Origin of the sequence: Streptomyces sp. NBC_00057 (assembly GCF_045041165.1) — a bacterium.
Taxonomy (GTDB): domain Bacteria; phylum Actinomycetota; class Actinomycetes; order Streptomycetales; family Streptomycetaceae; genus Streptomyces.
Window position 1 is genome coordinate 7,247,420 of record NZ_CP108256.1, and the last position, 13,042, is coordinate 7,260,461.

General features: G+C 67.4%; 12 protein-coding genes and 1 pseudogene. 10 read left to right on the top strand and 3 right to left on the bottom strand.

All coding sequences use genetic code 11. The annotated features are described in order from the left end of the window. Positions 1-13 precede the first annotated feature (13 nt). Both OG953_RS34125 and OG953_RS34130 read left to right on the top strand, forming a co-directional pair. On the top strand, positions 14-715 hold the full coding sequence (locus OG953_RS34125; protein WP_405689093.1) for an HAD family hydrolase: 702 nt from the start codon (positions 14-16) through the stop codon (positions 713-715). A 366-nt stretch (positions 716-1,081) separates the two neighbouring features. Beyond that, positions 1,082-2,683 (top strand): ABC transporter substrate-binding protein, encoded by a 1,602-nt coding sequence (locus OG953_RS34130; protein WP_405689094.1) that lies wholly within the window; start codon positions 1,082-1,084, stop codon positions 2,681-2,683. A 79-nt stretch (positions 2,684-2,762) separates the two neighbouring features. Here the strand turns inward: OG953_RS34130 and OG953_RS34135 are convergent, their stop codons facing one another. Next, positions 2,763-3,434 carry a response regulator transcription factor gene (locus tag OG953_RS34135; RefSeq protein WP_093894144.1) on the bottom strand — a complete coding sequence of 224 codons (672 nt, stop codon included), beginning with the start codon at positions 3,432-3,434 and terminating at the stop codon, positions 2,763-2,765. A gap of 9 nt (positions 3,435-3,443) precedes the next feature. Beyond that, complete coding sequence (locus tag OG953_RS34140; RefSeq protein ID WP_404119520.1) at positions 3,444-4,289, bottom strand: RecB family exonuclease; 846 nt, start codon at positions 4,287-4,289, stop codon at positions 3,444-3,446. A gap of 171 nt (positions 4,290-4,460) precedes the next feature. Here OG953_RS34140 and OG953_RS34145 point away from each other — a divergent pair, with 171 nt between their 5' ends. From OG953_RS34145 to OG953_RS34155, 3 genes are all read left to right on the top strand, one after another. Beyond that, positions 4,461-5,711 carry a site-2 protease family protein gene (locus OG953_RS34145; RefSeq protein ID WP_405692217.1) on the top strand — a complete coding sequence of 417 codons (1,251 nt, stop codon included), beginning with the start codon at positions 4,461-4,463 and terminating at the stop codon, positions 5,709-5,711. A gap of 50 nt (positions 5,712-5,761) precedes the next feature. Beyond that, complete coding sequence (locus OG953_RS34150; RefSeq protein ID WP_093541283.1) at positions 5,762-6,667, top strand: tRNA (adenine-N1)-methyltransferase; 906 nt, start codon at positions 5,762-5,764, stop codon at positions 6,665-6,667. A gap of 229 nt (positions 6,668-6,896) precedes the next feature. Next, positions 6,897-7,475, top strand: a complete 579-nt coding sequence (locus tag OG953_RS34155) for a hypothetical protein (RefSeq protein WP_405689095.1) — start codon at positions 6,897-6,899, stop codon at positions 7,473-7,475. A gap of 39 nt (positions 7,476-7,514) precedes the next feature. On the opposite strand, the gene OG953_RS34160 is transcribed toward OG953_RS34155, so the two are convergent. Continuing rightward, a complete protein-coding gene (locus OG953_RS34160) occupies positions 7,515-7,826 on the bottom strand; it encodes a ferredoxin (protein ID WP_351262394.1) in 312 nt (103 codons plus the stop codon). A gap of 241 nt (positions 7,827-8,067) precedes the next feature. Between OG953_RS34160 and arc the strand changes: the two genes are divergently transcribed. The 5 genes and pseudogenes from arc (at position 8,068) to prcB (ending at position 13,006) form a co-directional block, all read left to right on the top strand. Continuing rightward, on the top strand, positions 8,068-9,834 hold the full coding sequence (arc, locus tag OG953_RS34165) for a proteasome ATPase (RefSeq protein WP_401993666.1): 1,767 nt from the start codon (positions 8,068-8,070) through the stop codon (positions 9,832-9,834). A 236-nt stretch (positions 9,835-10,070) separates the two neighbouring features. Then, positions 10,071-11,582, top strand: a complete 1,512-nt coding sequence (gene dop / locus OG953_RS34170) for a depupylase/deamidase Dop (RefSeq protein ID WP_405689096.1) — start codon at positions 10,071-10,073, stop codon at positions 11,580-11,582. Between the two features lie 120 nt (positions 11,583-11,702). Further along, positions 11,703-11,921, top strand: a complete 219-nt coding sequence (locus OG953_RS34175) for a ubiquitin-like protein Pup (protein ID WP_016325855.1) — start codon at positions 11,703-11,705, stop codon at positions 11,919-11,921. Between the two features lie 100 nt (positions 11,922-12,021). Beyond that, a pseudogene (locus tag OG953_RS34180) lies at positions 12,022-12,209 on the top strand (endonuclease domain-containing protein); the annotation flags it as partial. Continuing rightward, the gene (gene prcB, locus OG953_RS34185) at positions 12,161-13,006 is read left to right on the top strand and encodes a proteasome subunit beta (RefSeq protein WP_405689097.1); all 846 of its coding nucleotides are present in this window, start codon (positions 12,161-12,163) and stop codon (positions 13,004-13,006) included. The pseudogene OG953_RS34180 and the gene prcB, both read left to right, overlap by 49 nt. The last annotated feature ends 36 nt before the right edge of the window (positions 13,007-13,042 follow it).

A 13,042-nucleotide genomic window follows, 5' to 3' on the forward strand; every position in this document is an offset into this window, starting at 1 on the left:
GAAGGTGTGCCGGATGACCAGCACGGTTCCCGCGTCCATGACCCGCACGGCCGAAGGTGCCGCTCTGCAGGCCGTCCTGCTCGACATGGACGGCACGCTCGTCGACACCGAGGGCTTCTGGTGGGACGCCGAGGTGGAGGTCTTCGCCGAGCTCGGGCATCAGCTCGACGAGGCCTGGCGGGACGTGGTGGTCGGCGGGCCGATGACCCGCAGTGCCGGCTACCTCATGGATGTCACCGGCGCGGACATCACCCTCGCCGAACTCACCGTGCTGCTCAACGACCGCTTCGAGAGGCGCATCGGCCGCGGGGTGCCGCTGATGCCGGGCGCGGCACGGCTGCTGGCCGAGCTGGCCAGGCACGAGATTCCCACCGCCCTGGTTTCCGCCTCGCACCGGCGGATCATCGACCGGGTGCTGGACTCGGTGGGCGCCCACCACTTCGCCCTCACCGTCGCGGGCGACGAGGTCTCCCGTACCAAACCGCACCCGGAGCCCTATCTCACCGCCGCGTCCGGCTTCGGGGCGGTCCCCGAGCTCTGTGCGGTCATCGAGGACACAGCGACCGGCGTCGCGGCGGCGGAGGCCGCGGGCTGCCGGGTGGTCGCCGTACCGTCCGTCGCGCCGATCGCCCCTGCCTACGGCCGAGTGGTCGTACGTTCGCTCGAAGAAGTCGATCTCGCATTTCTCCGGGGCCTGGTCACAGGATTGCAGTGATCCGCACACCGAGAGTGTTCCTGTGAATAAATCGAAAAACTCTCGGCGTCGGATGGTGCATTTTCTGTCATACGTAAGTGTGTTCAAGCCGGGCGTACGGCAAAGGGAAGAATGAGCCCCGGGCGTGAGCTTTATCACCTGAATGGCCTTTGAAGGCTTTTCGGGATCCACCGACATGTCCGTTTTGGTGTGTCGAAATGTCACGATTATTGAGGTCCTGTACGGAACCTTCCCGGACGAGGGAAACGGCTCGCCGCTAATTCCCAGCACCGTCTGATTACGTATCGGGGCATCTCCGGTCCGGCATTGCCGACGGCGCCTACTAATGTCGCTTTCTCAATGCACGGATGAGGGAGAGCGTCCAAGATGAACCGCAAGACTCTGGTGCTGCCGGCCGTCGTCGGCCTGCTCGCACCCGCACTCGCCGCCTGCGGCGCGTCGGGCGACGGGGGCGATGGCAAGGCCGCCATCGTTGTCGGCACCACGGACCAGTTCGTCGCCTCCAAGGACAACCCCGCGCCGCTCGACCCCGCCATCGGCTACGAAGCCGGCGTATGGAATGTGCTCCGGCAGACCGTGCAGACCCTGGTGCATGTGCCGCGCGGCGGAGGCGAGCCGGTGCCCGAAGCCGCGGAGAGCTGCACCTTTACGGACACGCAGAACGAGAGCTACCGCTGCAAGCTGCGCAGCGGTCTTAAGTTCGCCGACGGCAAGGCCGTAACCGCCGATGACGTGAAGTACTCCATCGACCGCGTCATCCGCATCGACGCCGCCAACGGGCCCGTCGCCCTGCTCGACAACATCGACACGATCGAGACACAGGGCGAGCGGGAGGTCATCTTCCATCTGCGCGCGCCGGACGCCACGTTCCCGTACAAGCTCGCCACCCCGGTCGCCGGGATCGTGCCGCGGAGCAAGTACGCGGCGAAGTCCGCGCGTACCGGATTCCAGGTGGACGGCTCCGGCCCGTACACCATGAAGCCGGAAGTCGAGCACAACCAGGTCGTCAAGGTGCACTTCACCAGAAACCCCCACTACAAGGGGGATCTGAAGGTACGGAACGAGAAGGTCGAGCTGGACGTCTTCCCTGACCCGACGGCCATGGGCAAGGCCCTCGACAACGAGAAGATCGACATGATGACCCGCACCATGTCGCCCGAGCAGTCCCAGCAGATGCTCGAAAAGCCCAGGGACGGCATCAAGCTCACCGAGATGCCCGGCCTCGCCATCCATTTCCTGGGCTTCAACACCAACGACCCGGCTGTGAGGAACAAGGCCGTCCGCCAGGCCATGGCCCAGGTCATCGACCGCGGTGAAATCGCGAGCAAGGTGTACGGCACCACGGCCGAGCCGCTGTACTCGCTGATCCCGTCCGGCATCACCGCGCACGCCAACTCGTTCTACAACAAGTACAGCGAACCCAGCACCACCAAGGCTGCGGCGATCCTGAACGCCGCAGGCGTCGACACCCCGGTGAAGCTCACGCTCCACTACCCGACCGACCGTGTCGGCGCCGGCACCGCCGCCGAGTTCGGAACCCTGAAGAAGCAGCTCAACGACACCGGACTGTTCGACGTCACCGTCCAGGGAACCCCCTGGGCGAAGTACCGCCCGGCACAGCTGCGCGGCGACTACGCCGTCTACGGCATGGGCTGGTTCCCCGACTTCCCGGACCCCGACAACTTCACGGCGCCGTTCCTCGACAAGAACAACTTCCTCAACTCGCCCTACAAGTCGACCCTGGTTCAGAAGACGCTCATTCCCCAGTCCCGCCGCGAGACCGACCGCAGCGCCTCGGCCAAGACCTTCCAGCAGCTCCAGGACATCGTTGCCAACGACGTCCCCGTACTGCCGATCTGGCAGGGCAAGCAATACGCCGCCTCCCGCGAGGACCTCACCGGCGTCGAGTGGGCGGTCAACTCCTCCGCCGACCTCCAGCTCTGGGAGCTGGGGAAGGGCACCGTCTGAGCACGGACGACGCCCCGGCCGAACCCGGCCGGAGTGAAGCCGTCTGCAGGGCCGTCTTCCGGTCCGCGCGCTGGTCAGCTCACTGGGCGCCGGGGCGCACCAGGCCGCTCTCGTACGCGTATACGGCCGCCTGCACCCGGTCGCGCAGACCGAGCTTCGTCAGCACATGGCCGACATGCGTCTTGACCGTGGTCTCACTGACGAACAGATCCGCGGCGATCTCCGCATTCGACAGACCGCGCGCCACCAGCTTCAGCACCTCGAGCTCACGGTCCGTCAGCGTGTGCAGGGTGTCGGGCACCGGCTCCTCGCCGGACGGCAGATGGTCCGCATACTTGTCGAGCAGCCTGCGAGTGATGCTCGGAGCGAGCATCGCCTCGCCCGCGGCGACCACGCGGATGGCCTGCACCAGCTCATTGGCCGGAGCGTCCTTCAACAGGAAGCCGCTGGCACCGGCGCGCAGCGCCTCCACCACATACTCGTCGAGATCGAACGTGGTCAGCACCAGCACCTTCGCCGGACCGTCCCGGCCGGGACCGGTGATCTGACGCGTCGCCTCGACGCCGTCCATCCGCGGCATACGGATGTCCATCAGCACCACATCGGGCTGCAGCGCCCGCACCTGGTCGAGAGCCTGGAGACCGTCACCGGCCTCGCCCACCACTGCGAGATCCCCCTCCGCCTCCAGAATCATCCGGAAGCCGGTACGCAGCAGCGGTTGGTCATCGACCAGTAGGACGCGGATAGCCACAGGGTCTCCTTAAGGTCCTTCGAGGGCCACAGGCCGGCCGGCCTCAGCACGGACCGGATCCATTCTGCCCTGGACATCCTGCTCCGACTCCGCCGGGCGTACTGACAACGGATAGACCGGGGGAGTGCCACCGAATTCGGGGCAGACCGACTGGTGGTCGCACCAGCCGCAGAGCTTTGTCGGCCGGGGCCGCCACTCGCCTGTCTCCGTCGCCTGCCGGATCGCGTCCCAGAGCGCCAGCAGCTTCCGCTCGACGCGCTCCAGATCCGCCACCACCGGGTCGTACGTCATGATGTCGCCGCTGCCGAGATAGACGAGCTGGAGCCGGCGGGGCACCACGCCCTTCAGCCGCCAGATCACCAGGGCGTAGAACTTCATCTGGAAGAGCGCGCCTTCCGCGTACTCCGGGCGCGGTGCCTTCCCCGTCTTGTAGTCGACGATCCGGACCTCGCCCGTCGGCGCCACATCGATACGGTCGATCACCCCGCGCAGCCGAAGCCCCGACTCCAGCTCCGTCTCGACGAACAGCTCCCGCTCGGCGGGCTCCAGGCGCGTCGGATCCTCCAGTGAGAACCACCGCTCCACCAGGCTCTCCGCCTCCGAGAGCCAACGCGCCAGCCGCTCGCCCCCGGCATCCTCCGCGAAGAGCTCCGACAGCTCCGGCTTCGACTCGAGCAGCCGGTCCCACTGGCCGGGGATCAGCGCCGTGGCCCGGCCGGCCGTGCGCTCCACCGCCGGGTTGTCGAAGAGCCGCTCGAGCACCGCATGCACCAGCGTGCCCCGGGTCGCCGCTTCGCTGGGTTTCTCCGGCAGTTTGTCGATGACCCGGAAGCGGTACAGCAGAGGACACTGCATGAAATCGCTCGCCCGCGACGGCGACAGGGACGAAGGCGGCTGAGGCGGCCGCGGCAGGGAGGTCATGTCGAAGACCCTACGGCCCGCCACTGACAGCCGGCGGCATACCATCGACCACACACCCTCGAACACTGCATGATCGTGCCGTACGACACCGACCGAAGGGACCTCGTGGACGAGAGCGGCGACAGCGGGCGGCCGCAGCCCGGTGCAGGGGGAACGGACCCCGGCGCCGGCCCCGAGAAGGGCGAACCGCGGCGCCCCGAAGAGCCCGGTGGCGGCCTGCTCATGGGCCGTCCCTTCGGCGTGCCCGTGTACGTCGCGCCCAGCTGGTTCCTCGTGGCCGCACTGATCACCTGGGTCTTCGGAGGTCAGCTCGAACAGGTACTGCCCGAGCTCGGCGCGGCCCGCTATCTGGTCTCCCTCTTCTTCGCGATCGCCTTCTACGCGTCCGTGCTCGTCCACGAACTCGCCCACACGGTCGTCGCGCTGCGCTACAAGCTGCCGGTGCGCCGCATTCAGCTCCAGTTCTTCGGCGGCGTCTCCGAGATCGAGAAGGAGTCCGAGACCCCCGGCCGCGAATTCGTTCTCGCCTTCGTCGGCCCCCTTCTCTCCCTGGTGCTCGCCGGGCTCTTCTACGTAGGGATGACGTTCGTCGCGCCCGGCACCGTGCCCGGTGTCCTCCTCGCCGGACTGATGATCTCCAACCTCCTGGTGGCCGCCTTCAACCTCCTCCCCGGCCTCCCGCTCGACGGCGGGCGCATGCTCCGTGCCGTCGTCTGGAAGATCACCGGGCGGCCGATGAGCGGCACCGTCGCCGCCGCCTGGGTCGGCCGCGCACTCGCCGTCGTCACCCTCATCGGCCTCCCGCTGCTCACCCACACCGGCTCCTTCGGGAACAACCCGCGAGACCTCAGCGGCTTGGACACCGTCACCGACGCGCTGCTCGCCGCCATCCTCGCCGCCATCATCTGGACCGGTGCGGGCAACAGCCTGCGCATGGCCCGCCTGCGCGAACACCTTCCCGAACTGCGTGCCCGCACCCTCACCCGGCGCGCCGTTCCGGTGGAGGCCGCCACCCCGCTCTCCGAGGCCCTGCGCCGTGCCAACGAGGCGGGCGCCCGCGCCCTCGTCGTCGTCGACGGACACGGCGAACCCCAGGGCGTCGTCCGCGAGACGGCCATCGTCTCCGTCCCCGAACACCGCCGCCCCTGGGTCGCCGTCAGCAGCCTCGCCCAGGACCTCACCGAGGGCATGAAGATCTCCGCCGAGCTGGCCGGCGAAGCACTCCTGGACAGGCTCAAGGCCAACCCCGCCACCGAATACCTCGTCCTGGAGGAGACCGGCGAGATCTACGGCGTGCTGTCCACCGCCGACGTCGAACGGGCATTCGTCGCCGCCCTGGCGAGGCCCGCCGCCTGACCGCCCGGGCTCGCGGTCGGCGCGCCGGGAATCACCGGTACGCTGGTCACATGTCTGAACCGACCGGTGCCGCCCGCCGACGCGGGCCCTTCAAGGTCGGGGACCAGGTCCAGCTCACCGATCCCAAGGGACGCCACTACACCTTCACGCTCGAAGCCGGAAAGAATTTCCACACCCACAAGGGTTCTTTTCCGCACGACGAGCTGATCGGTGCCCCCGAGGGCAGTGTTGTCCGAACCACGGGAAACGTCGCCTACCTCGCGCTGCGCCCCCTGCTCCCCGACTACGTCCTGTCCATGCCCCGCGGCGCAGCCGTGGTCTACCCCAAGGACGCGGGGCAGATCCTGGCCTTCGCCGACATCTTCCCCGGCGCCCGCGTCGTGGAAGCCGGCGTCGGCTCCGGCTCGCTCTCCACCTTCCTGCTGCGCGCCATCGGCGACCAGGGCATGCTGCACTCCTACGAGCGCCGCGAGGACTTCGCCGAGATCGCCCAGCAGAACGTGGAACGCTACTTCGGCGAACCGCACCCCGCCTGGCAGCTCACCGTCGGCGATCTCCAGGACAACCTCTCGGACACCGACGTCGACCGTGTCATCCTCGACATGCTCGCCCCCTGGGAGTGCCTGGAGGCCGTCTCCAAGGCGCTCGTGCCCGGTGGCATCCTCTGCGCGTACGTCGCGACCACGACCCAGCTCGCGCGGACCGTCGAGTCCATCCGCGAGATCGGCTGCTTCGCCGAACCGCAGCCCTGGGAATCGATGATCCGCAACTGGCACGTCGAGGGCCTGGCCGTCCGCCCGGACCACCGCATGATCGGCCACACCGGCTTCCTCGTCACCGCCCGCCGTCTGGCCGACGGTGTGGAGGCCCCGCTGCGCCGCCGCCGCCCCGCCAAGGGCGCCTACGGCGAGGACTATGACGGTCCCGGCAGCCAGAGCGGCTCCTCCCGGGGCTGAGCCGCACAACGTACCGGCGCCGCCGCCGAGTTCCCGGACCGACCCGGGAACTCGGCGGCGGCGCCTTTTCGTTGCCGCTACGGAAGCCCGTCCGTGCCGACCCCACCGTTCCCCCGCTCTGTGAGGTGTGGCACGATGCTGGCCACCCCCACGCCACCGCGGACGCCCTACCGGCGGCACCGCCCACCCAGGCATCCTCGAACCACAGGAACCACAGGAGACATCCCGCGTGCAGCCCTCCGAGCTCCCGGACCTCGCGCACACCGACACCAGGCCGCTGCACTGGCTGGCCACCGCGACAGCCATGGCCGCTGTCGTCGCAGCCGCAGGCATGCTCCAGCCGGACCCCACGGCCTCCGCCTCGAGCCCCCACCGCACCACCGCGCAGCACGGCACCGCATCCGTCGCCGCACCCGATCCGGAGCGGGCGACCTTCCCCCTGGAATGCGGCGGGCTGGAGAACACCGTGGCCAAACAGGCACCCGGCGACCTCGACGGCGACGGCCGCCCCGAGACCGTCGCCGTGGTCCGCTGTGCGGCCGGTTCCGGCACCCCGCCCAGCGGCGTCTACGTCCTCACGCAAGGAAGCGGGGCCACACCCCGGGTCGTGGCGACCCTGGTGGACCCCGCCCAGAAGATGAGCGTCGGCGATTTCGCGGTGCGTGACGGCATCATCTCCGCCACCCTGCTCGGCTACTCCTCGGCCGCAGTACCGCGCTGCTGTCCCGACCAGCAGGAAGAGGTCACCTGGCAGTGGCAGGGCGGCGCATTCGTCCGCGCCACCCAGGCCGCCCCGAGCAGCGCCTGATCGGTCACTGCGCGTGATCGCCCGCCCGGAACCGCCGGATCAGGCGGCCTCGGGACCATACACCTCGACTCTGTCCGAAATGCGGCGTACATGGATGCAGTCGCCCGGGCACTCCTTGGCCGAATCGACCACATCCTGAAGAAGCGGCAGCGGTACGGGTGTGGTCGCGCCCTTGTCCTGCAGCAGCTCGTCGTCGCCGCTCTTCACATACGCCAGACCGTCGATGTCCAGCTCGAACACCTCGGGTGCGTACTGCACGCAGATGCCGTCTCCCGTGCAGAGGTCCTGGTCGATCCAGACCTCCAGGTCCTGCGTGTCGCTGCCGGTGGGAGCGTCCTGCTGCACGGTCATTTCTCCTGCCGTTTCCTGCGTATCCGAACCAAAAGTAGCCAGCCCTGACGGGTGTTGAACGGTTCGACGATACAACCGGCCGCTTTCCGATGTTGAAGGGTGGGTATTCCCCTGACACGAGGGGGAACGCAAGGGTGAAGATCGGACACGCCTCGCAGTCTTTGTGATCTAGGGGTTTCAATCATCACCCACCCAGGTAGGGTCAGGAAGCGTCCAGCTCCCCTTGGAGGAGGTGAGGACCGTGGCAGCCCACGACGACGACATCAACCGCGGCATCCGGCCCGGGCGGGGGTCCGAAGACCCAGCCGGCCAGGTCGCCTATCTCGAGCAGGAAATCGCCGTCCTGCGACGTAAGCTCGCCGACTCTCCGCGCCATACGAGGATTCTCGAAGAGCGGATCGTCGAGTTGCAGACCAACCTGGCAGGCGTGTCCGCGCAGAATGAGCGGCTCGCCAACACACTCCGCGAGGCCCGCGACCAGATCGTGGCCCTCAAGGAAGAAGTCGACCGGCTCGCACAGCCGCCGGCCGGTTTCGGTGTGTTCTTGCAGGGCAACGAGGACGGCACCTGCGACATCTTCACCGGGGGCCGAAAGCTCCGGGTGAATGTCAGCCCCAGCGTGGAGCTCGACGACCTCCGGCGCGGCCAGGAAGTCATGCTCAATGAAGCGCTCAACGTGGTCGACGCCATGGAATTCGAGCGGGCCGGGGACATCGTCACACTCAAGGAAATCCTCGAGGACGGCGAACGGGCCCTGGTCATCGGACACACCGACGAGGAACGGGTGGTACGGCTCGCAGAGCCGCTGCTGGACATCACCATCCGCCCCGGCGACGCCCTGCTGCTCGAACCCAGGTCCGGCTACGTCTACGAAGTGGTGCCCAAGAGCGAGGTCGAAGAACTCGTCCTCGAAGAAGTACCGGACATCGACTACGACAAGATCGGCGGCCTGAGCGACCAGATCGAGCTGATCCGGGACGCGGTCGAGCTCCCCTACCTCCACCCCGACCTCTTCAAGGAACACGAACTGCGGCCACCGAAGGGCATCCTGCTCTACGGTCCGCCCGGCTGCGGCAAGACTCTCATCGCCAAGGCAGTGGCCAACTCCCTTGCCAAGAAGGTCGCCGAAGTCACCGGCCAGCCCGCGGGCAAGAGCTACTTCCTCAACATCAAGGGCCCGGAACTCCTCAACAAGTACGTCGGCGAGACCGAGCGGCACATCCGCCTGGTCTTCCAGCGTGCCCGTGAGAAGGCGAGCGAGGGCACCCCCGTCATCGTCTTCTTCGACGAGATGGAGTCCCTCTTCCGCACCCGGGGATCGGGCGTCAGCTCGGACGTGGAGAACACCATCGTCCCCCAGCTGCTCGCCGAGATCGACGGCGTCGAGGGCCTGGAGAACGTCATCGTCATCGGCGCTTCCAACCGCGAGGACATGATCGACCCCGCGATCCTGCGACCCGGCCGCCTCGATGTGAAGATCAAGATCGAGCGCCCCGACGCAGAGGCCGCGAAGGACATCTTCGCGAAGTACCTCACGCCTTCGCTGCCCCTGCACGCGGACGACCTCGCGGAGCACACCGGCTCCAAGGAAGCCGCTGCGCACGCCATGATCCAGTCGGTCGTCGAGCGGATGTACACCGAGTCCGAGGAGAACCGCTTCCTCGAGGTCACGTACGCCAACGGCGACAAGGAAGTCCTCTACTTCAAGGACTTCAATTCCGGCGCGATGATCCAGAACATCGTCGACCGGGCCAAGAAGATGGCCATCAAGGCCTTCCTCGACCAGGGCCAGAAGGGCCTTCGCGTCTCCCATCTCCTCCAGGCGTGTGTGGACGAGTTCAAGGAGAACGAGGACCTGCCGAACACCACGAACCCGGACGACTGGGCCAGGATCTCCGGCAAGAAGGGCGAGCGGATCGTCTTCATCCGTACGCTGGTCACCGGAAAGCAGGGCGCAGACACCGGTCGGTCCATCGACACGGTGGCGAATACCGGGCAGTACCTGTAGAACGCAGACCGGCTGCGGATGCCCGGCCGGGCATCCGCAGCCGGTTGCTTTCCGGACAGCTCACGCGACACTGCAGCAATGACGTAATTGATCTCCCCACCAGCGCAGAGTCGCTCTAGGCTCTTGCGTACCGCCCGGTCGCGCAGTGCGGGGACGGGCACCGCACACGCACCGGACAAGCAGCGGTACTTGAGCGCCGCCCCCTCAAGGGAGCGCCGCCGGGCAAGGAGGGCCGCATGACCGTACGGCGAGTAATGGGCATCGAGACGGAGTACGGGATCTCCGTCCCCGGCCACCCCAACGCCAATGCCATGCTCACCTCGTCCCAGATCGTCAACGCCTACGCAGCGGCGATGCACCGGGCGCGCCGCGCCCGCTGGGACTTCGAGGAGGAGAACCCGCTGCGGGACGCGCGAGGTTTCGACCTCGCCCGCGAGACCGCGGACTCCAGCCAGCTCACCGACGAGGACATCGGCCTGGCCAATGTCATCCTCACCAACGGGGCCCGCCTCTACGTCGACCATGCGCACCCCGAATACAGCTCCCCGGAAGTCACCAATCCGCGGGACGCGGTCCTCTGGGACAAGGCCGGCGAACGCGTCATGGCCGAAGCGGCCGAACGCGCGGCCCAGCTTCCCGGCGCCCAGCCGATCCACCTCTACAAGAACAACACCGACAACAAGGGCGCCTCGTACGGCACGCACGAGAACTACCTGATGAAGCGGGAAACCCCGTTCTCCGACATCGTGCGCCATCTGACCCCGTTCTTCGTCTCCCGCCAGGTGGTCACCGGAGCGGGACGCGTGGGAATCGGCCAGGACGGCCACGAGCACGGCTTCCAGATCAGTCAGCGCGCCGACTACTTCGAGGTCGAGGTCGGGCTGGAGACCACCCTCAAGCGCCCCATCATCAACACCCGCGACGAACCCCACTCCGATGCCGAGAAGTACCGCCGGCTCCATGTGATCATCGGCGACGCGAACCTCTCGGAGATCTCCACCTATCTCAAGCTCGGCACCACCGCCCTGGTCCTCTCCATGATCGAGGACGGCTTCATCAACGTCGATCTCGCGGTCGACCAGCCGGTGCGCACCCTGCACCACGTCTCCCACGACCCGACACTGAAGCATCTGATCACGCTGCGTAGCGGCCGTACGCTCACCGCGGTGCAGCTCCAGATGGAGTACTTCGAGCTGGGCCGCAAGTACGTCGAGGAACGGTACGGGGTGGACGCCGACGAGCAGACCAAGGACGTCCTGATCCGCTGGGAGGACACCCTCAACCGGCTGGAGAACGATCCGATGAGCCTGTCCGGCGAGCTCGACTGGATCGCCAAGCGGGAGCTCATGGAGGGCTACCGCCGCCGGGACAGCCTGGACTGGGACGCGGCGCGCCTGCACCTGGTGGATCTCCAGTACGCCGACGTGAGGGCCGACAAGGGCCTCTACAACCGTCTGGTGGCCCGCGGGAAGATGAAGCGCCTGCTGGACGAGGGCGCGGTCGAGAAGGCCCGTACGAAGCCTCCGGAGGACACCAGGGCCTATTTCCGCGGCCGCTGCCTGGAACAGTACGCGGACGACGTGGCCGCGGCCTCCTGGGACTCGGTCATCTTCGACCTGCCGGGCCATGACTCACTGCAACGGGTACCCACCCTGGAACCGCTCCGCGGCACCCGTAATCACGTCAAGGAGCTCCTGGACCGCTGCCTCACGGCGGAAGAGCTGGTCCAGGTGCTGTCGGGAGGCTGAAAGGGCCGCGATCGGGGAAACATCGGGATGACCCCCGGACGTTGAGACAACTACCGGGCCAATGTCGGACCCCGTAGGTAGGGTCTGATCAAGTGCTTCGAACCGAGCGGGGTGAGCTAAATGGCGACCAAGGACACCGGCGGCGGACAGCAGAAGGCGACGCGCTCCACCGAGGAGGTCGAGGAGCAGGCGCAGGACGCGCAGGCGTCCGAGGACCTCAAGGAGCGCCAGGAGAAGCTGAGCGACGATGTCGACTCGGTTCTGGACGAGATCGATGACGTACTCGAGGAGAACGCAGAGGACTTCGTGCGTTCCTTCGTTCAAAAGGGTGGACAGTAGTTCACAAATGTGAACTCGGGGGAGTGGAGAGGTACGTGCGGTGCGGGCCGGGGCGGCCCGTACCGCGCGGCCACAAGCGGCACCGCAGCCGTGCAGCTGCCCTCGCGTTCATGTGGATCGCTGCCGCGGGACGGGTAGGGTCCGTGGCGTAAGCGCATCAACTGCAATTCGGCCATCGGTACGTTGGGAGACGATCCTGACACCTTGCGCAGGGCCGTCGCATACCTGGAGGGAAACGCGTGGAAGCCAACACTCGTAGCACCGGGCGTCTACCAGCTGCCTTCCTGACGCCGGGATCCTCTTCGTTCATGGATTTCCTGTCCGACCATTCTCCCGAGATGCTCCCGGGCAACCGGAACCTGCCGCCCCTGCAGGGGGCCATCGAGGCGCCGCACGGTACGACCATCGTCGCGGCGACGTTCCCCGGCGGTGTGGTCCTGGCCGGCGACCGGCGGGCGACCATGGGCAACGTGATCGCGCAGCGCGACATCGAGAAGGTCTTCCCGGCCGACGAGTATTCGGCGGTGGGCATCGCCGGCACGGCCGGACTGGCCGTGGAGATGGTCAAGCTCTTCCAGTTGGAGCTGGAGCACTTCGAGAAGGTCGAGGGCGCCCAGCTCTCCCTGGAGGGCAAGGCGAACCGGCTCTCCACGATGATCCGCAGCAATCTGGCGATGGCCATGCAGGGCCTCGCCGTCGTGCCGATCTTCGCCGGCTTCGACGTCGACCGCGGGAAGGGTCGGATCTTCTCGTACGACGTCACCGGCGGCCGCTCCGAAGAACACGGATACGCTGCCACCGGCTCCGGGGCGATCTTCGCCCGTGGCTCGATGAAGAAGCTCTACCGCGAGGATCTGACGGAGCAGCAGGCCCTCACCCTGGTCGTGCAGGCGCTGTACGACGCCGCGGACGACGACTCGGCGACCGGCGGTCCCGATGTGGCCCGGCGGATCTACCCGATCGTCACCGTCATCACCGACGAGGGCTTCCGGAAGCTGGCCGAGGCGGAATCCTCCGAGATCGCCCGCTCGATTCTGGAACGCCGGATGGAGCAGCCCGACGGCCCGCGCGCCGCGCTGCTCTGATCCCCGTTCCGCTGCTTCTTCGATGCTCTTGTCACT